22 protein-coding genes are annotated in these 26,140 nt (G+C 46.7%); 14 read left to right on the top strand and 8 right to left on the bottom strand.

Annotated features, from left to right (window positions below; translation table 11 throughout):
• Nucleotides 1–1,351: 1,351 nt before the first annotated feature.
• From ACMUEV_RS06800 to ACMUEV_RS06765, 8 genes are all read left to right on the top strand, one after another.
• Complete coding sequence (locus ACMUEV_RS06800) at nucleotides 1,352–4,009, top strand: filamentous hemagglutinin N-terminal domain-containing protein (RefSeq protein WP_190648674.1); 2,658 nt, start codon at nucleotides 1,352–1,354, stop codon at nucleotides 4,007–4,009.
• The gene (locus tag ACMUEV_RS06795; protein ID WP_190648671.1) at nucleotides 4,006–6,669 is read left to right on the top strand and encodes a filamentous hemagglutinin N-terminal domain-containing protein; all 2,664 of its coding nucleotides are present in this window, start codon (nucleotides 4,006–4,008) and stop codon (nucleotides 6,667–6,669) included. The genes ACMUEV_RS06800 and ACMUEV_RS06795 overlap by 4 nt, the downstream gene beginning before the upstream one ends.
• Nucleotides 6,666–8,882: a CHAT domain-containing protein gene (locus ACMUEV_RS06790; protein WP_190648668.1), complete on the top strand. Its 2,217-nt coding sequence runs from the start codon at nucleotides 6,666–6,668 to the stop codon at nucleotides 8,880–8,882. The genes ACMUEV_RS06795 and ACMUEV_RS06790 overlap by 4 nt, the downstream gene beginning before the upstream one ends.
• A gap of 92 nt (nucleotides 8,883–8,974) precedes the next feature.
• Entirely contained in the window at nucleotides 8,975–9,661 is a 687-nt protein-coding gene (locus ACMUEV_RS06785) for a DUF928 domain-containing protein (protein WP_190648665.1), read from the top strand.
• Between the two features lie 68 nt (nucleotides 9,662–9,729).
• Nucleotides 9,730–11,256, top strand: coding sequence for a YifB family Mg chelatase-like AAA ATPase (locus tag ACMUEV_RS06780; protein ID WP_190648662.1), 1,527 nt, complete (start codon nucleotides 9,730–9,732; stop codon nucleotides 11,254–11,256).
• Between the two features lie 57 nt (nucleotides 11,257–11,313).
• The gene (locus tag ACMUEV_RS06775) at nucleotides 11,314–11,733 is read left to right on the top strand and encodes an arsenosugar biosynthesis-associated peroxidase-like protein (RefSeq protein WP_017289899.1); all 420 of its coding nucleotides are present in this window, start codon (nucleotides 11,314–11,316) and stop codon (nucleotides 11,731–11,733) included.
• A gap of 236 nt (nucleotides 11,734–11,969) precedes the next feature.
• Nucleotides 11,970–12,986, top strand: a complete 1,017-nt coding sequence (gene arsS, locus ACMUEV_RS06770; RefSeq protein WP_190648659.1) for an arsenosugar biosynthesis radical SAM (seleno)protein ArsS — start codon at nucleotides 11,970–11,972, stop codon at nucleotides 12,984–12,986.
• Nucleotides 12,987–13,150: 164 nt separating this feature from the next.
• Nucleotides 13,151–14,071, top strand: a complete 921-nt coding sequence (locus ACMUEV_RS06765; protein ID WP_190648657.1) for a glycosyltransferase family 2 protein — start codon at nucleotides 13,151–13,153, stop codon at nucleotides 14,069–14,071.
• Here ACMUEV_RS06765 and ACMUEV_RS06760 read toward each other — a convergent pair.
• Nucleotides 14,068–14,529, bottom strand: coding sequence for a DUF2141 domain-containing protein (locus tag ACMUEV_RS06760; RefSeq protein ID WP_017289902.1), 462 nt, complete (start codon nucleotides 14,527–14,529; stop codon nucleotides 14,068–14,070). The two genes, ACMUEV_RS06765 and ACMUEV_RS06760, sit on opposite strands and share 4 nt — an antisense overlap.
• Before the next feature lie 201 nt (nucleotides 14,530–14,730).
• Between ACMUEV_RS06760 and ACMUEV_RS06755 the strand changes: the two genes are divergently transcribed.
• The 5 genes from ACMUEV_RS06755 (at nucleotide 14,731) to ACMUEV_RS06735 (ending at nucleotide 17,828) form a co-directional block, all read left to right on the top strand.
• Nucleotides 14,731–15,597 carry an urease accessory protein UreD gene (locus ACMUEV_RS06755; protein WP_190648653.1) on the top strand — a complete coding sequence of 289 codons (867 nt, stop codon included), beginning with the start codon at nucleotides 14,731–14,733 and terminating at the stop codon, nucleotides 15,595–15,597.
• Between the two features lie 87 nt (nucleotides 15,598–15,684).
• Nucleotides 15,685–15,987, top strand: coding sequence for an urease subunit gamma (ureA, locus tag ACMUEV_RS06750; protein ID WP_017289904.1), 303 nt, complete (start codon nucleotides 15,685–15,687; stop codon nucleotides 15,985–15,987).
• Nucleotides 15,988–15,996: 9 nt separating this feature from the next.
• Entirely contained in the window at nucleotides 15,997–16,338 is a 342-nt protein-coding gene (locus ACMUEV_RS06745; RefSeq protein WP_017289905.1) for an urease subunit beta, read from the top strand.
• Between the two features lie 58 nt (nucleotides 16,339–16,396).
• On the top strand, nucleotides 16,397–17,077 hold the full coding sequence (locus ACMUEV_RS06740) for a Coq4 family protein (RefSeq protein WP_190648650.1): 681 nt from the start codon (nucleotides 16,397–16,399) through the stop codon (nucleotides 17,075–17,077).
• Between the two features lie 133 nt (nucleotides 17,078–17,210).
• Nucleotides 17,211–17,828, top strand: coding sequence for a class I SAM-dependent methyltransferase (locus tag ACMUEV_RS06735; RefSeq protein WP_190648647.1), 618 nt, complete (start codon nucleotides 17,211–17,213; stop codon nucleotides 17,826–17,828).
• A 177-nt stretch (nucleotides 17,829–18,005) separates the two neighbouring features.
• Here the strand turns inward: ACMUEV_RS06735 and cysS are convergent, their stop codons facing one another.
• Nucleotides 18,006–19,457 carry a cysteine--tRNA ligase gene (cysS, locus tag ACMUEV_RS06730; protein WP_415354749.1) on the bottom strand — a complete coding sequence of 484 codons (1,452 nt, stop codon included), beginning with the start codon at nucleotides 19,455–19,457 and terminating at the stop codon, nucleotides 18,006–18,008.
• 74 nt (nucleotides 19,458–19,531) lie between these two features.
• Here cysS and ACMUEV_RS06725 point away from each other — a divergent pair, with 74 nt between their 5' ends.
• Nucleotides 19,532–20,479, top strand: coding sequence for a ribulose bisphosphate carboxylase small subunit (locus tag ACMUEV_RS06725; RefSeq protein WP_017289909.1), 948 nt, complete (start codon nucleotides 19,532–19,534; stop codon nucleotides 20,477–20,479).
• Here ACMUEV_RS06725 and hisI read toward each other — a convergent pair.
• The 6 genes from hisI to thrS form a co-directional block, all read right to left on the bottom strand.
• Complete coding sequence (gene hisI, locus ACMUEV_RS06720) at nucleotides 20,476–20,829, bottom strand: phosphoribosyl-AMP cyclohydrolase (protein ID WP_415354748.1); 354 nt, start codon at nucleotides 20,827–20,829, stop codon at nucleotides 20,476–20,478. The genes ACMUEV_RS06725 and hisI overlap by 4 nt on opposite strands.
• Nucleotides 20,826–21,797, bottom strand: coding sequence for a CobW family GTP-binding protein (locus tag ACMUEV_RS06715; protein WP_190649491.1), 972 nt, complete (start codon nucleotides 21,795–21,797; stop codon nucleotides 20,826–20,828). The genes hisI and ACMUEV_RS06715 overlap by 4 nt, the downstream gene beginning before the upstream one ends.
• Nucleotides 21,798–21,870: 73 nt before the next feature.
• Nucleotides 21,871–22,527 (bottom strand): GTP cyclohydrolase I FolE, encoded by a 657-nt coding sequence (gene folE, locus ACMUEV_RS06710; protein ID WP_017289912.1) that lies wholly within the window; start codon nucleotides 22,525–22,527, stop codon nucleotides 21,871–21,873.
• A gap of 90 nt (nucleotides 22,528–22,617) precedes the next feature.
• The gene (locus ACMUEV_RS06705) at nucleotides 22,618–23,664 is read right to left on the bottom strand and encodes a GTP-binding protein (protein WP_348251556.1); all 1,047 of its coding nucleotides are present in this window, start codon (nucleotides 23,662–23,664) and stop codon (nucleotides 22,618–22,620) included.
• Nucleotides 23,665–23,717: 53 nt separating this feature from the next.
• Entirely contained in the window at nucleotides 23,718–24,092 is a 375-nt protein-coding gene (locus ACMUEV_RS06700) for a DUF1636 family protein (RefSeq protein ID WP_190652104.1), read from the bottom strand.
• Between the two features lie 90 nt (nucleotides 24,093–24,182).
• A complete protein-coding gene (thrS, locus tag ACMUEV_RS06695; protein ID WP_415354747.1) occupies nucleotides 24,183–26,042 on the bottom strand; it encodes a threonine--tRNA ligase in 1,860 nt (619 codons plus the stop codon).
• Nucleotides 26,043–26,140: the final 98 nt, after the last annotated feature.

Raw genomic sequence — 26,140 nt, 5'->3', positions numbered from 1 at the left:
TGAATGTGAAAGATACAATTACCCTAGCAGACACTCCAAAAGGCAGCGTGATTCAGACTACGATCGGATCAAATGCTTTTGGAGAGAATCAAGCACAAGCAGGCAATATCAGCATTAAGACGGGCAGGCTCTTAGTTTCTGACGGAGCTGGAATTAGCGCTGGTTCCGGTGGAGCATCGGGTACAGTTTTAATCTCACCAACCGGTGGAAAAGCTGGAGATTTGGAGATTTCAGCAACCGAATTGATTGATGTATCCGGGATTTCTGAAGTCTTAGCAAATGGCACTCAAACTTCTAGCTACCTTTCAACTGATACTGGCACAAGTAGTCAGAGCGGCAACCTTTTTATTCAAACTCCTATTTTGCGAGTCCGAGATGGAGCGAACATTTCGGTAGGGTCACTGGGATTTGGTCAAGCAGGTACTTTGACCATTAATGCCGCCCGGATCGAAGTGTTAGGACGCAAAGGAGACTTACCCAGCCGAATTCAAGCGTCTACTGGCAAACTTTCTTTTTCTTCAATCATCAATCCCAAAGCAACTTCCGATGCTGGGGATTTAAATCTCAACGTGCGGGAACTATCGATTCGAGATGGTGCAACTGTCACCGTAGAAAATATTGGTTCTGGCGAAGCTGGCAATCTGAATATTAATGCCGATCGGATCTTCGTCAATAATGGCTCAAGTATCGATGCCAGAACTGGGACTGCGGGAGGCGGAAACGTGAATCTGCGATCGCACCTCATTCTCTTACGTCGCGGAAGCAACATTCAAACCGATGCAAATCTCTCCAATGGCGGCAATATCACCATCAATACGGGACTTTTACTCGCAGTGCCGACCGAAGAGAGTAACATTACTGCAACTGCTGAAGGCGGTCGTGGTGGTAATATCACTATCACGGCTCAAGGCATCTTTGGCTTGCAGCAGAGTCGATCTCTGACCTCTAACAGCGATATTACTGCTAGCTCAAGAATTGGGTTGGATGGAACCGTAACACTGACGACATTTGGCACAGAACCCAACGTGAGCACTGATCTTCCAGGGACTCAGATTATCTCGTCAGATCAGATCTCCCAAACCTGCACGAGCTTAGCTAAAACAGGTCAGTTTGTGATTACAGCCAGAGGAGGATTAGAACCGCCTGTGAGTGAAGTTGTGCAATCAACTCCGATTTGGATGGATGAAAGAGCGAGCACTCACTCACTTAGCTTACAAAAATCTATGCCAGAAATGATAGAAGCAACCGGATGGGTGAAGCGAACCGATGGAGAGATCATGTTAGTTTCTGAATCTACTCATCGTCAGATTCTAGCATCTTGCCTCTTGCCATCTCGTGCTGCTCATGGCTCATGAAAAAGATACTCGGCTTTCCAGTCTCATTCTGTTCATTTCTACCCTTACTTTCAGGCTCTCAAACATTACTCGCTCAGATTGTTCCTGATGCAACACTGTCTCAACCTTCGATCGTGAACAACAATACGATTCAAGGTGGAACACGCTCTGGAACAGCCCTCTTTCACAGCTTTAAAGAGTTCTCAATTCCAACAGATAGCCAAGCTCAGTTTCTCCCCGATGCTCAAGTTCAAAACATTATTTTGCGCGTCACAGGCAATCAGCGATCGCTCATTGATGGCACGCTCTCAGTCAATGGCACCGCTAATCTCTTCTTTCTCAATCCCAATGGCATCACCTTCGGGCAGAATGCTCGCTTGGCAATCAATGGCTCTCTGATTGCCAGTACCGCCGATAGCTGGACTTTCTCCAATGGCAGCGAATACAGTGCCAGAAACCCTCAAGCTCCTCCAATTCTCACGATTAGCACGCCTATCGGCTTACAGTTTGGCGCTCGTCCAGGAAACATTGTCCATCAAGCTAACCTCTCGCTTCCTCCTGGAAAAATACTCGGACTCGCAGGCGGAGAGATTCGGCTCGACAATGCGAGCTTAAACAGTCCGAGTGGCACGATTTTCTTGGTCAGTGCGATGCAATCAGGCACGCTGCAACTGCTAACAACAGGACTTGGAGAAACGAACATCGAACAGTTTGGCAATATTGAGCTATCAGGAGCGAGTGCGATCGATGCCAGCGGTTTGGGTGGTGGATCTGTTCAGATTCGAGGTAATCAAGTCACATTGCGCGATCAAGCCACGATTGTCTCGGATACGATTGGTGCGATCGACGGTCGAGACATGGAGATTCAGTCCAATCAATTTAGCCTGCAAGATCGTGCTTTCGTTCGAGCCTTTACGGTTGGCTCTGGAAGTGGGGGGAATTTATCGATTCGAGCCAAAGATGCGATCGCGCTCACTGGTACAGGCTATGAAGCTTTTGAGCAGAACCTTTTAGGCAATTATCTCCTTGGCAATCTCGATCCGCGCACTGTAGAAAGTTCGATTTTGACAGGAACCTCTGGATCTGGGCGAGCAGGCAACCTGACAATCTCAACTCCAAAATTGAGCCTGAAAGAAGGATCTGCAATCGTCGATCTCACACAAGCATCAGGCGCAGGGGGAAATTTATCGGTTCGAGGGGCAGATACGATCGAGGTTATCAGTTCTGCACTCGGAACGCTCGCCAGTGGAGATGGAAAGTCTGGAGATGTCCAAATTCAAACCGGGCGCTTGAACGTGAGTAACACTGGAATTATTACGTCCGGGACGATCGGGGCAGGAAATAGCGGAAATCTAACGATTACTGCCGATACAGTCAAGGTCAGTGGCGCATTTCCTCAAGGGGTCGTTGCATCCAATATTGTCACGTCTACTCTGGCAGGAAGCGGGAACGCAGGCAACTTAACGATCAATGCTCGACAGATCCAAATTGAGAATGGAGCCTCGATCGTCAGCGAAAGTGGCGTGAATCTTGGAGGCAGCGTTTTGGTCAGTTCTGGAAAAGGGGGGAACATCATTCTCAATGCATCGGATGAAATTCGCTTATCAGGAGTCGGTCTACCTCAAAGTCCGAATAGTTCAATCTCGACGCTGACATTTGGGACAGCCCAGGCAGGAGACATTTATATCAAGACTCGTCGGCTCCTGATTTTCGATCAAAGCTTGATCGAGGCTTCAAGTTTGACTTTCGGCAAAGGCGGAAACATTACGATTAATGCCTCTGAATCCATCCAAATTGCGGGAAATCTCAATCGTGTGATTGGAATTAATACGAATGCTGAAGGAGGTGAGCCTTTCACGAACACCAATTCGGCTGGAAATATTAGACTTCGCACGTCCAAACTATCACTGAGCAATCTTGGACAAATTAGTGTCTCAAGTTTTGGAAAAGGGGCAACTGGATCAATTGATGTGCAGGCAGATACGATCGAACTCAACAACAGTCGAATCAGCGCCACAACTCGCGCAGGCAGCAAAGGCAATATCGGAATTCAGGCACAAAATATTGTGCTGAGAAACGGCAGCCAGATTCAAACCAATGCAGGAGATTCAGATGGTGGCAACATTGATCTTCAAACCAAAATTCTGTTGGCAATTCCATTAGAAAATAGTGACATTACAGCAGACGCACAGGCAGGTCGGGGTGGCAATATCACTATCAACACTCAAGGAATTTTTGGTTTTCAGCTAGGAAGTACCTCTGATTTCAGTGATGTCAATGCGAGTTCTGGACTTGGGCTAGATGGCACAGTCAAGCTCACAACTTTTGCACAGGAACCTACGATTAGAAGTAATTTGCCGAATGGCATGGTCGATCGTTCGACTCAAATTGCTCCAACTTGTGCAAAGGTCGCAACCACTAGTCAGTTTGTCGTCACACAGCGAAGTGGCTTAGAACCCAATGTGAATGAAGCGGTGCGATCGACTCCACTCTGGATCGACGATCGACAAAGTCAGAAAACACCCCATCCGGTTCAAGACTCTGTGCCTGAAATTACAGAAGCATCCGGATGGGTGAAGCGAGCGGATGGAGAGATCATGTTAGTCTCAGAATCGGCAAATCGTCCGATTCTGTCTCCCTGCTTGATTCCTGCTCGTGTTTATTCGGCTCCATGAAACAGATACGGTGTTCTCTATGTGTATTATGCTGCTCGCTTGTAACGCCTCAAAAGTTACTCGCTCAGATTGTTCCAGATGGGACGTTGCCGCAGCCTTCGATCGTCAATCAAAACATCATCACAGGCGGCACTGCTTCAGGAGCAACGCTGTTTCATAGTTTTCAAACGTTTTCAATTCTGACAGGGGGAGCCGCTCAGTTTTTGCCCACAGCCGGAATTCAGAATATTGTGACTCGTGTGACGGGAACTGAGCGATCGACCATGGATGGCTTACTAGCGGTCAACGGAACTGCAAATTTCTTCTTGATCAATCCCAACGGCATTACGTTTGGTCAAAATGCTCAACTTGGCATGAATGGTTCATTCTATGCCAGTACTGCGGATAGCGTAAAGTTTTCAGATGGCAGTGAGTTTAGTGCCAAAAACCCTAAAGCTCCGCCACTCTTAACGATTAGTACTCCCATTGGCTTACAGTTTGGCGATCGTCCAGGCAGTATCGATCAAATCGGTTCGCGGCTGCTTGTTCCACCCGGACAAACTTTAGCCTTGTTTGGTGGAGATGTGCGAGTAGATGGGGGAAGTCTCACTGCAAATTCTGGAAAAATTTCGCTAAAAACTGTCAGCCGTCCCGAATATGTGAGTTTGTCTGAGCCTAGGAATTTCCAAGACGGCAATCTTGAAATCTTGAATCAAGCACAACTTGATACCAGTGGACTAGGTGGAGGACGCGTTGAAATTGATGCAGGAAACGTCTTACTCAGCAATGCTCGAATTTTGTCTTTGACGGTTGGCGATCAAACAGGACAAGGAATTTCGATTCGATCGCAGCAGTTACAAGCGCAAGATGGCACTCGAATTGATGCAACCACAACCGGATCGGGAAAAGGAGGAGACATTGATATCAATGTTGCTGATTCCTTAGTCTTAAGAGGAATCAGTCCGCTCTTCTATCAGAAAGAACTTGCGGCTATCCTCCAGACTGGAACTCTTGATGTGAATAGTCCACTGATCGCGATAGCGAATGCGACGTTTGGCACAGGTCAAGGCGGTAACATCTCGATGGCTGCGGATCAGATCCAGCTAGAGAATGGCATCGGAATGGGCACTGCAACCACACAATCTGGACAGGGTGGAATGATCAATCTACAAGCAAGAGAAATTAGGATTGTCAATGGAACAATCTTAAACTCGGCGTTTCGTGACAGTACAGGTGCAGCAGGAGATCTCAATATTCAAGCCGATCTCTTAACACTTCGAGAAGGGTCAGCCATCACAACTAGCACCTTTGGGCAAGGCAACTCAGGAAACATTACTTTGAAAATAAGAGATGCCTTAGTTCTAGCAGAGACTCCAAAAGGAAGCATTAATCAGACTGTGATCGCATCAAATGCTTTGGGTGGAGAGCGAGGACGAGCGGGTAATATCACGATTGAAACTGGACGGTTAGCCCTTACGGATGGTGCTGGAATTAGTACTGGTTCAAGTGGAACCTCAGGTCAACGGTTAATTTCGCAGATAGGTGGGCAAGGTGGAAATCTCACTATTTTCGCAATGGAATCGATCGAGCTATCGGGGATCTCTGAAGTTTTAGCGAATGGAACTCAGACGACAAGCTACTTGGGAACTGGAACAGCAACAACCAGCCCGGGCGGTAATCTTTTCATTCAAGCTCCTGTTGTACGAGTTTTAGATGGAACTGCGATCTCGGCAGGTTCAGCCGGATTGGGTCGAGTCGGTAATCTGACGATCAATGCCAAGCGAGTGGAGGTTTCAGGACGCAAAAATGATAGTGTCAGCCGAATTGAAGCCTCCACCGGCAACTCTGCGACTTTTCCATCCAATCCTATCGTCTTTGCGGATGCTGGAGATCTGAATCTCAATGTCCAAGAGTTACTGCTCCGAGAGGGTGGCACAATCACTGTGGAAAACAGCGGAACTGGGAAGGCTGGAAACCTTAGAATCGTTGCGAATCGCATTTACCTCGATCGTGCAGCTAGTATCAATGCCAGAACTGGAGATGCAGGGGGTGGGAATGTGAATCTGCGATCGCGACTCATTCTCTTACGTCGCGGCAGCAACATTCAAACCGATGCAAATCGCTCAAATGGCGGCAATATCACTATCAATTCTGGACTGCTCCTTGCAGTCCCATCTGAAAATAGTAACATTACTGCAACTGCGGAGCGCGGTCGAGGTGGAAATATCAACATTACGGCTCAAGGCATTTTTGGCTTCCAGCAAAGTCGATCTTTAACCTCGAAAAGTGACATTACTGCGAGTTCGAGTTCTAAAATTCTAGACGGGACAGTCACCTTAACAACCTTTGGCACTGAGCCAAAAGTAACGACTGAACTCCCTGTTACCACAATTGATAGCTCTGCTCGGATCGCTCCAGCTTGTGGAAGACTCGCCAAAAATAATCAATTTGTGATGACCGAAAGAGGCGGATTAGAGCCTCCAATCAGTGAAGTCGTGCAATCGACTCCACTCTGGGTAGATGAACGTGGTGGAAAGACAATTAAAGACCAAATTGAACCGACTGCGATCGCTGAAGCCACACGATGGATTCGGCAATCCGATGGCACGATCGCACTGGTTGCTGCTGCTCCTTATCCTCAAACAACGATAGACTACTGCTCGGCAGGAGAATCGAAGTGAAAAAACAGTATGTTTTAATTCTGTGCCTGAGTTGTTTTCTAGCACTGATGTTGCAATATCCAGGATTCGCACAACTCGCGACAGCTCAATCTTTGAATGAAACAGGACGACAACAATTTGAGCAGGGACAACCTGAACTCGCCTTGGAAAGCTGGCAAAAAGCGGAACAAGCTTATCGCGATCGCAAAGATCAGACCGGAATTCTCGGTTCTCAACTCAATCAGGCTAAAGCACTTGAAGCTTTAGGATTCTACCGTCGTGCTCAACAGCTTTTAGAACGCTTAACGTCCACTCAGCAACCTGATTCCACCCTAAAAGCCAATCAATTTCTAACATTTGGCAAGAATCTACGACTGATCGGAGACTTTGCAGGCTCTCAACAAGCTTTAAAGAAAAGTTTAGAGATTGCTCAGAAGGTTCAGGCAAATTCTGACATTCAAGCAGCGCTTTTACAATTGGGCAATACTGCGATCGCACAACAACAATTTGAACTTGCACTGAACTTACTGCAGCAAGCTACTACTTACGAAGGTGACTTACAACATGCAGCACAACTTCAACAAGTTAGAGTTCTCCAAAAGCTCGATCGCGCAACTGAAGCCGCAACTATCATCAAAACATTGCAAACTCAACTTACAGCCCTCCCTGCCACTCAGCAAACCCTCTATGAAAAGATTGAGCTTGCCTCGATCGCATCAGAAACACTGAATTCAGCACAGCTACTAGCTGCGACCATTCAAGATGCCAGACAGCTTAAAAACAAACGAGTTGAATCTTATGCGCTCGGAACTTTAGCACACTTATATGAACAATCGAAACAATGGTCAGAAGCCGCTCAACTGACTGAGCAAGCTTTAAGATTAGCAAAACAGTTAAACATTCCAGAAATTGCGTACCAATGGCAGTGGCAACTCGGCAGAATTCTCAAAGCACAGGGCAAAGTCCAACCTGCTGAGATTGCTTATGCAGATGCAATCGATTCGCTCAAAACTCTACGTCGAGACATTGCCGCCATTGATCAATCGATTCAATTCTCATTTCGCGAACAAATCGAACCCGTCTACCGCGAATTCGTCGATCTGCTTCTCGTCGAGCAAACGCCTCCCGAGAACCTGAGAAAAGCTCGTCAAGCCATTGAATCCTTACAATTAGCAGAACTTAACAATTTCTTCCGAGAAGCTTGCTTAAATGCCTCAACACAGCCGATCGAATCGATTGATTCAACGGCTGCCGTCATCTATCCAATCATTCTTCCGAATCGACTAGAAGTTATTATTTCGCTCCCGAATCAACCTCTGAAGCACTTTGCCACCATGCGATCGCAATCCGAAATCGAAGATATTATCTTCAAAATGCGGCAATCTCTGCGTCCGACATCTTTTGATCAAGAGCGGCTTCCACTGGCTCAAACCTTATATTCGTGGCTCATTCAACCTACGCAGGCAGACTTAGAGAAGGCTCAAATTAAAACGATCGCGTTTGTACTTGATGGCTCGCTCCGCAATATTCCGATGGCAGCCCTGCATAACGGACAACGCTATCTCATCGAAGACTATCGAATTGCAGTGACCCCAAGTTTGCAGCTTTTTGCAAGTCCAGAACCGAAAAATACGCAAGCTTTAATCGCAGGATTAAGCAAACCTGTGCAAGATGAAGATGCACTGCCAGGCGTTCAGCAAGAAGTTGAGCAAATTCGCTCAATGCTACCCTCAAAGGTTCTACTCAATGAAACCTTTACCACTCGATCGTTTAAGACAACCACAGAAGACTCTCCTTTCTCGATCGTACATCTTGCCACTCATGGGCAATTTAGCTCCAATCCAGACGATACTTTTCTCTTAACTTGGGATGGTCGCATTAACTTAGAAGAACTGAGAACTATCTTGAACAATCGCGAGCTAGAACAATCCACATCTATTGATCTCCTCATTTTAAGTGCCTGCCAAACGGCTCAAGGTGATCGTCGTTCTGCGATCGGTCTTGCGGGTGTCGCAGTTCGTTCTGGCGCTAGCAGCACCCTTGCAAGCTTATGGACAGTAAACGATACATCAACGACATCGTTTATGATTGAATTCTATAAATCTTTCCTCAGCACTGAGAAGCCCTCTAAAGCAGAAGCTGTTCGTCAAGCCCAACTGAAACTCCTACAGAGAGCGGAGTTTCGTCATCCTTACTACTGGGCATCTTTTGTTTTAGTAGGAAGATGGATATAAAGATTCGGTAATGAATGTCTAGTACCTTCTCGACCAAGTAAAAAACTGTAGTAAAAAAGATTGTCTGCTATAAGCTCCCGGCATTGAATGCAATGAACAAGTCTACTTTTTTTCTGGCTATAAATCTGTCGATTCCACTAGCAAGTCTGTTGATTTCACTAGCAGCTCCACTCCGCGCCCAAATCGAGCCACCCGAAGGTTCGCCTGCCCCTACTGCAACCACAAGCGGTGGAACTCGTCCAACCCAAACCTGCCTCAAATCCATCCCGAAAGTCTCTCAAAGGCTGATGGTCCTGAATCCTAGTAAAACAATCGGATTGACTCGTTCAGATCAGCCAACGCTTTTCGTTTATATTCCTCGCAACGAAGCGCACGCGCTTGAGTTTAGCCTCTTCGATGAAAAAAAGCGCGGACTTTATCAAACGACGCTCTCGATTCACAATCAATCCGGTTTAATTCGTGTAGCATTCCCGAGCGATGCGCCTAAACTTGTTCAAGGAAAAAACTACTATTGGACAGTCGCGGTGATTTGTAATATCGACGATCGCACTGAAGATCAAATCATCGGGGGCTGGATTCAACATCGCAATCTGTCTGAGGATATTTCCCGGCTTCTGCCCATTGAGCGCATCGAACTGTATGCAAGAAAGGGCTTCTGGTACGACGCTTTCTCAGAATGGGCAATGCTCCACCAACAACAGCCTCATCATCCGATGGTGAAGCAGGCTTGGACGAATTTGATTGAAGCGATCGGCTTACCGACCTCGTTACTGCCTTAACCCTTCTTTCCCCGTTATCCTCTTCGGCATTTGGGCATGTTGAAGATCAACAGTTGCGGGAAAAGTTCATGCTGTCAAGAGTTTGGAGTGCATCACTGATTGGCATTGATGCAGTCAAGGTTGGAGTCGAAGTTGATGTAGCTGGAGGATTGCCTGCAATTGTCGTCGTCGGTCTTCCGGATGCGGCGGTGCAAGAATCCAAAGAACGGGTGAGAACCGCTCTCAAAAACGCCGGATTTACCTTCCCCATGCGTCGCATCGTCATCAACTTATCGCCTGCCGATCTCAGGAAAGAAGGCCCCAGTTTTGATCTTCCCATCAGCATTGGAATCTTAGCCGCGACTCAACAGATTAAGCTTGACTTGCTCGAAGATTCATTGTTCTTAGGGGAAGTTCTTTTAGATGGAAGTCTCAGACCCGTCGCAGGAGTTTTGGCGATCGCAGCTGCGGCTCAACAGCTTGGAATTAAGAACTTGATTATTCCGGCGGATAACGTTCGCGAAGCTGCGGTCGTTCAAAATTTGAATGTATATGGTTTCAAGCATCTCTCTGAAGTTGGCGCATTCCTCAATGATCCAAACGGCTATATTCCAGCTCGCATTGATGGCGAATTGGAACTGACACAGGGGCAGATCTCGGCTCCAGATCTCGGCGATGTCAAAGGGCAAGCTCATGCTCGTCGTGCCTTAGAAATTGCTGCTGCGGGCGGACATAACTTAATTTTTGTCGGACCGCCTGGCAGTGGCAAAACCATGCTGGCTCGTAGACTTCCTGGAATTATGCCGCCTTTGCAATTTCAAGAAGCTTTAGAAGTCACACAAATTCACTCTGTTGCAGGCTTGCTGAAAGATAAAGGAGCCTTGATCGGCGTTCGACCGTTTCGGAGTCCGCATCATTCAGCTTCAGGGACAGCTTTAGTCGGTGGGGGGAGTTTTCCTCGTCCGGGCGAAATTTCATTAGCTCATAGAGGCATTCTCTTTTTGGACGAATTGACAGAATTTCGACGAGACGTTTTAGAGTTTTTACGACAGCCGCTTGAAGATGGCAATGTCACGATTTCTCGGACTCGTCAATCTGTCTCCTTCCCGGCTCAGTTTACATTAGTTGCGAGTACAAATCCTTGTCCTTGTGGATTTTATGCGGATACGGTGCAAGCTTGTACTTGTTCGCCTAGAGCAAGAGAGCAATATTGGGCAAGGTTATCTGGTCCATTGATGGACAGAATTGATTTACAAGTCGGGGTCAATCGTCTCAAGCCAGAAGAAATTACCCAACAACCGACTGGAGAAGATTCCGCAACAGTTCGCGCTAGAGTTCAGCAGGCTCGCGATCGCGCTTCTGTTCGTTTCAAAGGCACTTCTCTACGCTGCAATGCTGAAATGCAAAGCGCGCATCTTCGTCAGTGGTGCAGTTTAGATGAGACAACGCGATCGCTGCTTGAAAATGCAATTCGACGCTTAGGCTTATCGGTTCGCGCCAGCGATCGCATTCTCAAAGTGGCAAGAACGATCGCAGATTTAGCAGGCGATGAGCAGCTACAAACCCAGCATGTTGCAGAAGCGATACAATATCGAACCATCGATCGAATGCAATAACATGCAAACCTGCAAATCTCTGATTATTCTGATTATGATGAGAACACTCAACGTGATGTGCAACTCCAAGTTCGAGGGGTGAAAACCTACGCTTGGCACAGAAAAGTTGTCTATCACCTAGCTCATCCGTTTCCGAGAGTTGCAATGCAGACCTATTACAATCCTGAACACTTACCAAATTTTGGCAAAATTGGCGAAGGCAATCCAGAACTCGCAGAAAAGTTTTTTGCCTACTACAATTCAGTTTTTGAAGAAGGTGCATTGTCGAAGCGGGAAAAAGCGTTAATCGCGATCGCAGTTGCTCACACGGTTCAATGTCCCTACTGCATTGATGCCTACACCAAAGAATGCTTACAGCAAGGCGCAGACCTAGAACAAATGACCGAAGCAGTTCATGTTGCGACTGCAATTCGAGGCGGAGCTTCATTAATCCACGGTTTGCAAATGTTGGATCAAGTGAACAAACTCGCAATGTAAGTCGGGAGGTGAAATGAATTGGAAGATCGTCGCTCTCGTTTGCGTCTCGCCCTGAACTAGAAGTTTGGGCTAACCGTGCGAAGTGGGTTGAAACCCACTGAAGAAGCCGTTTTCATTGGCTGTTAGTCCCAGAGCAGACTTCGCACCGTTAGCCCCGAATTCATTCTGGGGCGGGTGAGCAACGAAGCGAAAGAATGTGCCGAACTAATGTTGAATTACGCCCATCTACTTGAGTTATGTCTTCGTTACTGAACCGTCAATCGCCGCTTACCTCCACCAAGTATCAGCAAACGCTTTTAAACAGCCTGCCTCTGAACAATGCAAACTTTGCAGAACGATTAGGAGCATCGCTCCACCCAAGCGAGCTAGAAATCTTTCAAATCAATGTTGGCAAGCTCTGTAATATGACTTGTCGCCATTGCCATGTCGATGCCAGTCCCGATCGCAAAGAGATCATGACTCGCGAAACTATCGATCTTTGCTTACAGGCGTTAGATCAAACCTCTGCTCACACTGTTGATCTCACAGGTGGCGCACCTGAACTGAATCCAAACTTTCGCTACCTCGTCGATCAATGTGTCGCCCGTGGAAAACATGTGATCGATCGCTGTAATCTCACTGTTCTCCTGCTCCCAACGCTGCAAAACTTACCCAAATGGTTCGCAGAACGAGGAGTCGAAATCGTCTGTTCTCTGCCGCACTATCGGCAACGCAATACCGATGCACAACGCGGTGATGGCACATTTGAAAAATCGATCGAGGCACTGAAACGATTAAATGCAGTCGGATATGGAACAGGTGATCCAAATCGCCAACTGACTTTAATGAGCAATCCGGTTGGAGCTTTTCTTGCGAGTGGACAAACAAAACTGGAACAAGAATGGAAAGCTGGATTGAAGAAATATCAGGGTGTCAGCTTCGATCGCTTAATTACACTCAACAACATGCCGATTTCTCGATTTCTGGAATGGTTAGAATCATCTGGTAATCTTCAAGGCTACATGGAGTTATTGGTCAATTCATTTAATCCAGCTACCGTCGATGGGTTAATGTGTCGCAACACGCTCTCAATCTCCTGGGACGGGTATCTCTATGATTGCGATTTTAATCAGATGCTCGATCTCAAGTGCGAGACGAATCATATTCGATCGTTTGATTTAGCCCGGTTAAGAAACCGGACTGTAATCACAGATCGGCATTGTTTTGGTTGCACTGCCGGCTCGGGAAGTTCTTGTGGGGGTGCATTAATTTAGCTTGCTTCTATAATTCAAGCAGAGTTTACACAAAGTTCTCTGTAAATTCACCTAAATTGCTTGGAAAATCGAGAGAATTAAGTCAACCCTCCAATAGAGTCAGCACCGTATCGTTGACCGATCGCCTCAGCATTTAAGACTTAATTCTTTGACAATCCAGCAATATGGACAGTAATCTACCCACCGTTTCGATCGGGCTGCCTGTTTTTAATGGTGAAGACTATTTAGAAGCAGCTTTAGAGTCTCTCTTAGCACAAACTTATACTAATTTTGAGATCGTTCTCTGCGATAACGCTTCGAGCGATCGCACCGCAGAAATTTGCCAAACCTACGCGGCAAAAGATGCTCGAATTCGCTACTACCGTAACGATCACAACATTGGAGCCGCAGAAAACTTCGATCGCGTCTTTCAACTCTCTCGCGGCAAATACTTCAAATGGGCAGCACATGATGACCTCTGCAAACCCACTTTCTTAGAACGCTGCGTCGAAGTTCTAGACCGTGACCTCTCCGTTGTTCTCTGCACTTCTGAAGCAGGACGCATCGATTGGGCAGGCAACGAGCAACCTCCGAAAGCGGATAGTCCTCGCCCGATCGATGCATGGGAAGTGGCTGAACGGTTTGAGGCGATCGTATTAAAAACGTTCTGGTCTTATGAAATCTTTGGTCTGATCCGTTCGAGCGCGCTGAAAAAACTGAATTTGCGGCGCAGTAATTATGGCAGCGATCGCGTCATCTTGGCAGAACTGAGCCTACAAGGTCGGCTCGTTCACGTTCCCGAAATGCTGTTCTTTCGGCGCTTTCATCTCAAGCAATCGACGTGTATGCAATCAGCAAAAGAGCGGCAACAATGGCACAGCGGCAATCGGAAACGTTCGATCTGGGAACGTGGTTCAGTCGGATTTATGCAAGCGGTTTTTCAGGCAGACCTGACTCCAGCAGAACGAGTTCAATGCATGGGAGTTGTCCTACGCTATTTAACCAAAGCAGGCAACTGGCGTTACTTCTTGCCCAAACACTTCCGGCAAACCAAAAAGCCAACGCTGACACAGATGCCTGCTCAATCCATCGCTTCTAAAGGTTAGCCGCCTAGCAAATACTGCAATTGCACCTGCGCCGTATTGTTTGTGCCTGCGACAAAAACAGCAACTTCACTAAACTTCGGCGCACCTGTGCGAATCGTTGGATTGCGTGAGAAGCCAAATCCTTCTTTGGGAATGCCGAGAAAATTGCGATCGAGCTTTCCGTTACTATTGCGATCGTGAAACACTGCGACCCCATAATTTCCTAACGGCAAATTCTGGAAGGTCACAGCAGTCTGTCCTTTTCCAACCCCAACACATTGCGCTCGCACAGCTCGATCTCCTCGATCCGGAAATCCCTGACTATTGGCAAATAGGCTGACACAGACTCTACCCTGCTGATTTTGCACGCCACCCACGACGACCGTGAAGTTACTGGTTGGATTGGCTTGAGCGACCGTTGCGATCATCGCACTTGATCCGAGAGCCAGTAGCGCTAACTGAGAGACATTCCATTGCACAAGCTTTTCTCCTCACTTTACCTTTTGTAACAAGTTGCCAGCTTATTTTTACACTAACGATCAAATCTGAAAAGAGATAGAGATTCATCTGTGCCAAACCGCATACTCTTGGGGCAAATGTAAAAATACTCGGTGAATTTGTAGACAAGAGGCGATTTTACGAAAAGCTAAGGATGAACTCCTTAATAGCTGCTCTATTCCGTGAATTATCCTCGTCTCGTTGAACCTGATTTAAACCCGACCGATTGGCATGGCATCCTGCAATTGGGATTTGAATATCGCCAGGGGAAAACTCAACTGATTCGGAACCAGGGGCAAGCTCCCCTAAAAGTGCAGCGCCCTTTTTATCCAGAAGGCGACGAGGTTTGTCATAGCGTGATTATGCACACAGCAGGCGGCATCGTCGGGGGAGATCGTTTAACCTTTGACTTCCACCTTGCATCAGGTAGTCAAGCACTGATCACAACTCCGGCAGCCAGTAAGATTTACCGCACCAATGGGCGCGAGGCTCATCAGGTCATTCGGGTTGATGTTGCCGAAGGCGCGTGCTTAGAATGGTTGCCGCTTGACTCGATCGTGTTTAACCAAGCGATCTATCGGCAAACGATGCAGATCAATTTAGCTCAGGGAGCAAACTGGCTCGGCTGGGAGATTACCCGATTTGGGCGCAGTGCTCGGGGTGAGAAATTTGTTGAAGGCAATTGGCGATCGCGAACTGAAGTTTGGCAAGCGGGCAAGCCGATTTGGATCGATCGTCAATGGATGCCTGGCAGCGAAGAAAATTTTGCGAGTCCGCATGGCTTAGCGGGTTGTCCTGTGGTGGGAAGTTTTGCTTGGGTCGGGCAAGTGGTCACACCAGAATTAGTCGAGAAAGCGAGAGAACTCTGGGCGGGATCATCCGGTGAGATCGGGGTGACGCGATTATCGATCGGGCTACTGTGCCGATATCGAGGACATTCCAGCAACGAAGCCCGCCGATGGTTTCTGGCGGTTTGGCAGTTGATTCGGGTGTCTTATTTTCAGCGTCCAGCCTGTATTCCCAGAGTTTGGCAGCTGGAAATGCGCTGAACTTCCTTTAGACAAGATTACAGAATTTGGTCAAAGCAATTCGATTGATAAACTGTCTTTGTTTGGCTTAATTGACAGAAAGAAACGATGCAACTCACACCGCAAGAAAAAGATAAGCTTTTGATTTTCACGGCTGCTTTGGTTGCCGAGCGTCGTAAGGCGAGAGGCTTGAAATTGAACTATCCTGAAGCAGTGGCGTTGATTTCTGCGGCAATTTTGGAAGGCGCAAGAGATGGACAAACGGTTGCCGAATTGATGAACTATGGCACAACGCTTCTCACCCAAGATGAGGTGATGGAAGGTGTGGCAGAGATGATTCATGAAGTGCAAGTCGAAGCAACTTTTCCAGATGGTACAAAATTAGTTACAGTTCATCATCCGATTCGATAGGAGCAAGCGATGATTCCCGGTGAAATGTTGATTGAAGAAGGCGAGATCGAACTGAATGCAGGACGCGAAACGGTCACAATACAGGTTGCAAATCAAGGCGATCGACCGATTCAAGTTGGCTCTCATTTTCACTTTTTTGAAGTGAATGCAGCTTTGGAATTTGATCGCGATCGCGCCCGTGGAATGCGGTTAGATATTCCGGCAGGGACAGCCGTACGATTTGAACCGGGAGACGATCGCGAAGTGACGCTTGTGCCTTTAGTTGGCTCCCGGCAGGTGTATGGATTCAATGCCAAAATTGAAGGGGCATTGGATGAGAAAGCGAAAAAAGGTAAAAAGAAAGCGAAATAATCGAGGACGTTTGAGAAGCCATCGATTATGGTGGGCATGACCTTTGATCAGGAGCGTTATGCATTTCAAAGAATTACGCCGTTTAAACTTAAATTACTTAAATACCTTAAAGTCGGTTGTGAATGTGTTGCGCGATCCAACACAGACAGACTCGATTTATGACATTGAGGATTCGCTCTTGCGATCTCATCCTCAAACGATGGCAGCCTCTTTAAATTACATGCTGAATCGCCCTGAAATTGCGGCTTTTGCCAAAGAGCGTTACTCGCCGTCTGAGCCAGAGTTAGTCAAGCTGATGACGTATCCGCCAAACTCTTTAGGCTATGCATTTGCACAGTACATTTCATCCTCGGGATTTGATCCAGGGTTCTACCGCAAAATGGACGTTGTGGATGATGCGTCTTGCTTATTGTTTCGACTGCGGCAGACCCATGACATCTGGCATGTGGTCACCGGGATGAGTGTGGATGTAGCTGGCGAAATTGGGTTAAAAGCGTTTGAATTGGCACAAACTCGTCGTCCACTCGCTGGAATTTTAATCGCGGCAGCTTTTGTGAGTACATTGCTCAATCAACCAGAACAGTTGGATCGATTGCTCGATCGAGTCGCATCAGGCTATCGCATGGGTGCAAAGGCGAAACCACTATTGGCACAGAAATGGGAAGATCATTGGGAGAAACCTGTTGCAGAATGGCGAGCCGAGTTAGGAATTGAGCCGATGCCCGTTTATGTGCCTTGATTGATTCGTCGATCGAGCATGTAACATCACTGTAGCAATCCTGATTGAGTTGTAAATGCTAAAAAAAGAGTAGGGAGTAGAGAGCTAGTAAGTTCCCCCATTCCCCACTCCTCAACTAATTTAGGACGGCTATATGAGTTTTTATGAACAACGAATTCTGCCTTATCTCATCGATTTATCTTGCTCTGCATCTGCGATAGAAAAGCATCGCCGAGCAATTTTGGCAGGTGTGACAGGAGACATCTTAGAAATTGGATTTGGAACGGGTTTGAACTTGCCTTACTATCCCGAGAGTGTTCGTAAAATCGTAACAGTTGACTCAAATGCTGGCGTGCATACGATCGCTCAAAAACGGATTGCAGCTTCTCCCATTACCGTAGAACACCATGTTCTCAGTGGTGAAAACTTGCCAATGGCGGATTGTTCTTTTGATAGTGTCGTGAGTACTTTTACGCTCTGTAGCATTCCTGATGTAGCTCAAGCGCTTGCAGAGATATATCGAGTCCTGAAGCCAGGAGGAAAATTCTTTTTTGTTGAACATGGCTTGAGTTGTGAACCGAATGTGCAAGTTTGGCAAAATCGACTCACACCGATTCAGAAGAAAATTGCAGGAGGATGTCACTTCAATCGGAATATTCGAGAGTTAATTGAACATCAGTTTGAGCAGGTTAGAGTACAAGAATTGTATTTAGAAAATGCCCCGAAAGTTGCCGCATATTTGTACAAGGGCACTGCAACCAAGGTCAATTAGTTCAATCACAATTCAAGAAGTTATAGCATTCTCAATCAATGAGCTCCCCACTCCCCACTCTTCAACCAAGTTCGCGATGGCTCTCTTGCTGCTGTGTTTTTTGTGTATTTACAGCTTATCGCCAGAGAGCTTTTCTACCCCCTCGAAAGCATCCTCTGACTCTACGATGCAGCCAGATCAAGTTTGATGCCAGCGAGTCAGTCCGCTAGGTTGATCGATTATAGTAATTCCCATTGATTGCAATTCATCCCGAATACGATCGCTCTCTGCATACTGTTTAGCCTGACGCGCTTGTTGCCGCTGCTGAAGGCGTGCTTCAATCCAATCTGCATCAATCACGAATTTAGCTGGAGATTGTTGAATTTCCAGACCTAATACTTGAGCCAGTTGAATTAAGGCTTGAGATCGCTGAAACAATTGAATGTCGGATAGTTTATGCGATTCACAGTAGTAACGCAAGTAGAACTCTCGCTTCAGTAACTTTGCTAACTCAAACAGCATCGCTAGGGCTGTTGCTGTGTTGAGATCATCGTCCAATGCTGTTTGAAATTGCTCTACTGATGCTGAATCAGGCTGACTGAGAATCTGAGGGGATAGATTAAGCAACTGAAGATCGAGAGATAATGCTTCTTTGAGTGTTTGCCAACCCTTCTCGGCAGCCTCGATCGCGTTTGGCGTAAAATCGAGCGGCTTACGATAATGCGCTTGTAGCACAAACAATCGAATCGCCATCGGATCAATTGGATGCGGATACTCCAACCATTTGCCGTCTAGTAAATCTCGAATCGTGGTGAAATTGCCAAGCGACTTCGACATTTTCTCGCCGTTTACTGTCACCATGCCGTTATGCAGCCAGTACCGAGCTAATGGCTGGTCAGTTAGAGCTTCCGATTGAGCAATTTCATTCTCGTGGTGCGGAAAGACTAAATCGCCACCACCACCATGAATATCGATCGTGCCTCCTAACCGCGCCCGAATCATCGCAGAGCATTCAATATGCCATCCAGGTCGTCCTTTTCCCCAAGGAGAATCCCATGCAGATTCATCAGATTTTGCTGCTTTCCACAGAGCGAAGTCCGCCGGATAACGCTTTTTTCGCTCCGGATCGTTAGGGTCAACTCGTCTACTTGCGCCTGCTTGCATTTGGTTGAGCGATCGTCCAGACAGTTTGCCGTAGTCTGCAAACTGCCGCACGTCATAATAGATATCCCCCTCGATCGCGTAAGCATATCCTTTGGCTTCTAATGCTTGAATCAGTTGATGAATCTCTGGAATATGGTCGGTAACACGAGGATACTCATCTGCATCGAGAATGTTTAACGGTCGAATGTCTCGAAAATAGGCAGCAATATAGCGATCTGCTACGTCTTTCATTGCAAGCTTTTCCGCTTTCGCGCGGTTCAGAATCTTATCGTCGATATCCGTAAAGTTCTGAACATGGCGCACAGAATAGCCTCGCCACTGTAAATATCGCCGCACCACATCCCAGCCAATGTAAGAACGAGCATGACCTAAGTGGCAGTCATCGTATACCGTCACTCCGCAGCAGTACATTGTCACCTGATCCCGATTGAGTGGCGTGAAGGGTTCTTTGCGGCGCGTCAGGGTGTTGTAGAGGGTAAGACTCATGGCAGATAAAGTTCGATCGTGAACAGCAGCAACTTTCAGGTACACTTCATAATGATAATCGTTCTCATATTAACATGGACATTCATTCGATTCCCGCTCCACCCACACCTTGGGCACAAACTCTAATTGAGCCAACCCTTGATCCGAGTGTCTATATCCATCCATTAACAAACGTGATTGGAGACGTGAGAATTGGCACACAGGTTCATATCGCGCCTGGAGTCTCGATTCGGGCAGATGAAGGGATGCCGTTTTACATTGGCTCAAATGTGAATATTCAAGATGGCGCGGTGATTCACGGTTTGGAACAGGGGCGGATCACGGGAGAGGATGGTGAATCTTACTCAGTGTGGATTGGTGAGAATGCTTCGATTACTCACATGGCGTTGATTCATGGGCCTGCTTATGTGGGAAAAGATTGCTTTATTGGCTTCCGCTCTACAGTGTTTAATGCTCGTGTGGGCAATGGCTGTATTGTAATGTCTCATGCGCTGATCGAGAATGTTCAAATTCCAGCCGGGAGATACATTGCTTCTGGTTCTATCATCACGCATCAGCAACAAGCGGATCGCTTACCAACTGTTCAGGATACAGATTCAACATTTGCACGTCATGTGGTGAGTATCAATCAAAAGCTGCGTCAAGGTTATCTCTGTGCTGAAGATAATGCTTGCATTGCTGCAATTCAGAATGAAGTGGATGGACAGTCTGAACCAGAAAATGGTGCTCAAAAGCTACGATCGACAACTTTAAATTCTGCAACTTTGAATTCTGCAACATTGGCTTGGGTTCAAGATCAATTAGCTCAAGGATTAGAGATTGGAATTGAGCAGGCGGATAATAGACGCTTTCGAGCAAATTCCTGGTCAAATTGTGGTTTGATTAGGACTCGTCATGAAGGCGATGCGATCGCGACTTTAGAGCAGCTTCTCCATCAATATCCACGCCAGTATTTGCGCCTATTTAGTGTTGCCCCAAAGACTAGGCAGCGGGGTAAAAGTTTAGTGATTCAACAGCCTTAAACGCGAAGTCGAACAGGGTTAAAAAAGCAGCTTTTTACCCCTGTGTGACAGGCAACATTTCCCACTTGCTCAACTTGGAGCAAAAGAGCATCTGCATCACAATCGTAGTACAACGCTTTGACTTTCTGAATATGCCCTGAAGTTGCACCTTTATGCCACAGTTCAGCGCGAGAACGGCTCCAGTAGTGTGCTTCTCCTGTCTCTAGCGTTCGCTGGATCGATTCACGGCTCATCCACGCCATCATGAGTACAAAGCTATCTTGATAGTCTTGAGCAATGGCTGGAACTAACCCTGCTTCGTTAAATTTGAGGCGTTCTATCCACAGGTAATTTTGATCGATCGTTGTCATCGGGTGAGGCAATTATTCAGGGTTTGCGTCAGAAATAAAGCATCGAGTTTACGCCCGATTAGAACCATTTCATTTCTAGGCTTGCCATCCCAATCGCTGTCTTCAAGGTGAAATCGCTTTCCACTCAGTTGAAAAATATGACGGGCTGGACTCTCGGAAAACCAGAGAATGCCTTTGGCGCGAAATACATTTTCAGGAAGTTGATAGTCGAGAAATTCCTGGAACTTTTTGACTGAAAAGGGTCGATCGCTCTCGAAAGCAACCGCCGTGAATCCTTCAATCGATCGCAATTGCCTTGATTGTTCTAAACTCTCTGGAGCCGATTGGATTCCTTGATAAAAGCTGTTTTGGGATAGATTCACATCTAAAATGAGTGACAGCGGCAGATACCCTTGTTGAGTTCTTAGAACTCGCGCTTTCTCTTTGACATCTCGGATAAAGTCTTCTAGCTCGTTTGCTTGATCTTCTGAAACGAGATCCATTTTGTTGAGAATGATGATATCTCCATAACAGATTTGCTGTAGCGCGATTGCACTCTCATAGTGGTCAGGTGTAAAGGTTGCAGCATCAACCAGCGTTAAGATCGAATCGAGTCGGGTAAAATCGCGAAGTTCTGTGCTTAAAAAAGTTAGTGCGATCGGTAACGGATCAGCGAGTCCTGTTGTCTCGACAATGAGATAGTCAATGCGATCGCGTCGTTCTAAAATCGAGTAAACTGCATCTACTAAATTGCCATTCATCGTACAGCAGATACAGCCATTTGAAAGCTCGATCATATCTTCGTCGATCGAGATAAGTAACTGACTATCAATATTGATACTGCCAAACTCATTGACTAAAACTGCAACTTTGACATCATGATAGTTCTTCAGAATTTGATTGAGCAGTGTTGTCTTTCCGCTTCCTAAAAAACCTGTAATGATGGTTACAGGTAGGCGAGTTTCTGGAATGGACAATTCTTCTGGCATTGCAGGCACACTCAAATGATTAGGAAAGAGCAATCCAATCGGGCTTGAGGATATGGATTGCTCGACAAAGCATTTAGTTAAACTTTGGACTATGGCGAATCAAATCCATAAATTCCTGCCGCGTCTTCGCATCATCCGCAAACACACCTTTCATTGCGCTGGTAACCGTCCATGATCCAGGCTTTTGTACCCCTCTCATGACCATACACATGTGCGATGCTTCGACGACAACTGCAACGCCTTGTGGCTTGAGCAAGCCCTGAAGTGCATCTGCAATTTGGCTGGTTAATCGCTCTTGAACCTGTAAACGTCGAGCATACATTTCACAAATTCGAGCGATTTTTGACAGTCCGATCACTTTTCCATTGGGAATGTACGCAACATGAGCGCGTCCCAGAATCGGTAAGATGTGATGTTCGCAAGAGCTAAACAGATCGATGTCACGAACTAACACCATCTCATTGGCATTCTCGTGAAAGACCGCACCATTGAGCAATTCATCTAGCGATTGATTGTAGCCTTGGGTCAAGAACTTCAAGGCTTTTACAACTCGTTTCGGCGTATCGCGTAAGCCTTCTCGATCAGGATCTTCTCCCAATCCCAGCAGCAAAGTCCTGACGGCTTGCATCATTTCAGCATCGGAAACAGGTGGCTTTGATTGAGTCTTAAGCGCAGCAAACGTTTCAGACGAATCGGGCAGGACAAGATCAGAGGAGGATTGTGGGTTCATGTTGCTATTTCTAGAAGGGTAGACAATCGGACATTACGCCAGTTCTGCACTGACGGTTTTCACCTCTAACATGGAGTGTGAAAGCTGAAATTACTGAGCAACTAGCTTAGAAGGAATCGGCTCTAAGCATTGATCAAGCTGTTGTCGCAGCTGCTCAGTGTCTAAATTTCGACCAATCAGCACAAGCTGATTCGAGGGAGATTTTTGCCATTCTTCGGTTTGAATGTCGTACCGTTTTCCACTCAACTGAAAGATATGTTTCAGATAGCTTTCTTTGAACCAGAGCAATCCTTTTGCACGGAAAATCTCGATCGGTAATTCATCCAGAAAGCTTTGAAATTTGTGAACCGAAAAAGGTCGATCGCTCTGGTAAGACATTGAAACAAAACCATCATTGGCTAAGTGATCGGAATGGTGGTGATGGTGGTCATGATCGTGGTGGTGATGTTCGTGATGTTCGTGATGTTCGTGATGTTCGTGATGTTCGTCCTCATAGGCTTCGGGTTGGAAGTAGCCGACATCCAAAATTAGAGGTAGTGGAACCTCGCCATACTGAGTCTGTAGAACTCTTGCACCTGTTTTAGTACTACGAATCCAATGATCGAGTTCAGCAACTTTCTCTTGTCCTGCCAAATCTGTTTTGTTGAGCAGAATGATATCGCCATATGTAATCTGGCTGATTGCAGCTTGACTCTCAAAATGCTCCGGTGTGAATGTCTCTGCATCAACAACCGTCAAAATTGAATCGAGATGCGTTAAGTCTCTGAGTTCAGAGCTAACAAAGGTAAGCACGATCGGTAACGGATCAGCCACCCCTGTCGTCTCAATCACCATGTAATCAATTCGATCTTCTCGCTCCAAGATCCGATAGACCGCATTGATCAAGTCATCATTGATTGTGCAGCAGATACAGCCGTTGCTCAGTTCCATCATGTCTTCATCTAGCGAAACGAGAAGCTGCGAGTCAATGTTGATGTCTCCAAATTCATTGACTAGCACTGCAACTTTGAGATCATCGCGATTTTTCAGGATTTGATTCAGCAGGGTTGTTTTGCCACTGCCTAAGAATCCGGTGATGATCGTAACGGGCATCCCCCGCTTCGGGATCTCGAGGTGGGATTGAGTTGCTGCGTTCATAGTATGAGGAGGTTTTGAGAACGGTTATCATTCTACATTAATTTGAGAGAAATCTACGTCACAGGTGGAATTCTTGCTAAGATGCCTCTTTTCAGAAGGTCTGGACGATCGCTTCTCGGTACAATGCCGTCAGCACTGCGGAAATACTGCTGGCAAAGTTCTCGAATGGCAGGAGCACTTTCAAACGGTGATAAGTCTCCAAACATCAACGTCGTTTTACCTGGAGCCGAAAGCGCAACGACACAAGGACGATTACAGGCGCTCAAACATTCCACTTCTCGAATTACAAAGGGTGCATTCATCTCCCAAGTTTTAGATTGCTGCTTGAGGTGTTCTAGCAGATGAAATCCGCCACGATGTTTGAGATGTTCTCGCTGGTGCTTGGAAACAGCACACGATCGACAAATAAACAGGACATGATCCGTCATCTAAAGCCTCGTGAAATACAAAACAGTTCGATAGTTTCAGGGATTGAACGAAGAAAGGTTGTCATTGCCTGATGCCTTTTGATGCAATGGTTACAGAGTTGCGTGATTGAAGACGGCTTGCTGGAGTCGATCGCAGAGTTCCGAGAGCGTCAAGGCTCCTAATTCTCCTTTGGGTCGAGTCCGAATGCTCAGGGTTTGAGACTCAACTTCTTTTTTGCCAACAACCGCGACAACTGGAATTTTTTCAAGTTCAGCCGTGCGAATTTGCTTACCTAATCGTTCGTTGGTGCGATCGACTTCAGCACGGAATCCAGCCTGCTTAAGTTGCAGCGCGATCGCTTCGGCATAGTCCCGTTGGTCTTGACTGATTGGAAGTAATCGAACTTGAATCGGTGCAAGCCACAGCGGAAAGTCTCCCGCATAGTTCTCAATGAGAATGCCAAAGAAGCGCTCTAACGATCCGAAGATTGCTCGGTGAATCATGATCGGACGCTGGCGAGTCCCATCTGCCGCCACATATTCCATCTCAAACCGTTCTGGTAAATTGAAATCAACTTGAATCGTGGAACATTGCCAACGACGTGCGATCGCATCTTCAATTTTTAGATCAATTTTAGGTCCGTAGAATGCGCCGCCGCCTTCATCGATCACATAGTTCCAACCTTTTCTATCTAAGGCTTGTTGGAGCGCGATCGTGGCTTTCTCCCAAATCTGATCACTCCCAACCGATTGAGGTGGACGAGTGGAAAGATTGACCTCATAGTTCGAGAAACCAAAGTCTGACAAAATCTGCTCTGTGAGATTGAGAACGCCGAGAATTTCATCTTCAATCTGTTCCGGCAGACAAAAGATATGCGCATCATCTTGAGTAAAGCCGCGTACTCGCATCAAACCATGTAACGCCCCTGAACGCTCATATCGATACACAGTTCCAAGCTCTGCCCATCGGATCGGGAACTCTCGGTAGGAATGGAGTTCATGCTTGTAGGTCAACACATGAAACGGGCAGTTCATGGGCTTAATTTGATACTGCTGTTCTTCGATGTCCATCTGATCAAACATACTGTCACGATAGAAATCGAAATGACCCGATGTTTTCCAGAGGTCTAGGTTCGCAATGTGCGGAGTGTAGAGCAATTCATAGCCTGCATCAATGTGTGACTGTCTCCAGTAATCTTCAATGATTCGACGCATTCTTGCGCCGCGTGGATGCCAGAAGACTAATCCACCGCCTGCATCTTCCTCCAAACTAAACAGCTTCAAGTCTTGTCCGAGCTTACGATGGTCGCGACGTTTTGCTTCTTCTCGTTGCTGTAAGTAGGCTTGTAGCTGTTCTGGAGTTTCCCAGGCTGTGCCATAAATGCGTTGGAGTTGTGCTTTGGTTTCATCCCCGCGCCAGTACGCGCCCGCAATGCTTTCTAACGAGATCGCATCGGGATGAATTTCACCTGTAAAGTCTAAATGCGGTCCTGCACAGAGATCCCACCAATATTCATCAGGCGGCAGTGCGATCGCATCAATCAGCGAAGGTTCGATCTGAGTTGCACGCCCACTATCAGGATTACCAATAAAGTAGCGAGTAATCGGTTCTCCATTAGGAATGCGATCGAGGATTTCCAACTTATACGGCTCATTCAACTGCACAATCTCGGCTCGAATCGAGTCATATTCCACCACCTCTCGAATGATGGGAAGATTGGCTCGAATGATTCGCTGCATTTCTGCTTCAATCTGCACCAAATCTTCTGAAGTAAAGGAAATGGCTCGATCAAAGTCGTAATAGAATCCGGTGTCTGTCCAAGGTCCAATCGTCGCTTTCGCCTCAGGAAACAGCGTTTGAACTGCCATTGCCAAAATGTGAGCACAAGTATGGCGAATTTTCAGCAATTGTTGCGGATCGCTCTGCTGCCAGGTATTACCGGAGAAGGAGCGAGAAAGTTGGCTGACCATAGAAGCAAAATAACGATAATCATTCTCATTTTAGCGTAAACTGAGAAATCGGATCAGACATGCAGCAAAGTCATTCATTCTGGGTCTACAGTCTTTAG

The sequence above is a fragment of the Leptolyngbya sp. FACHB-1624 genome, from assembly GCF_047649235.1.
Lineage (GTDB): Bacteria > Cyanobacteriota > Cyanobacteriia > Leptolyngbyales > Leptolyngbyaceae > Leptolyngbya > Leptolyngbya boryana.
The sequence above is the reverse complement of the archived record's forward strand: the minus strand, read 5'-3'. Positions and strand labels throughout refer to the sequence as shown.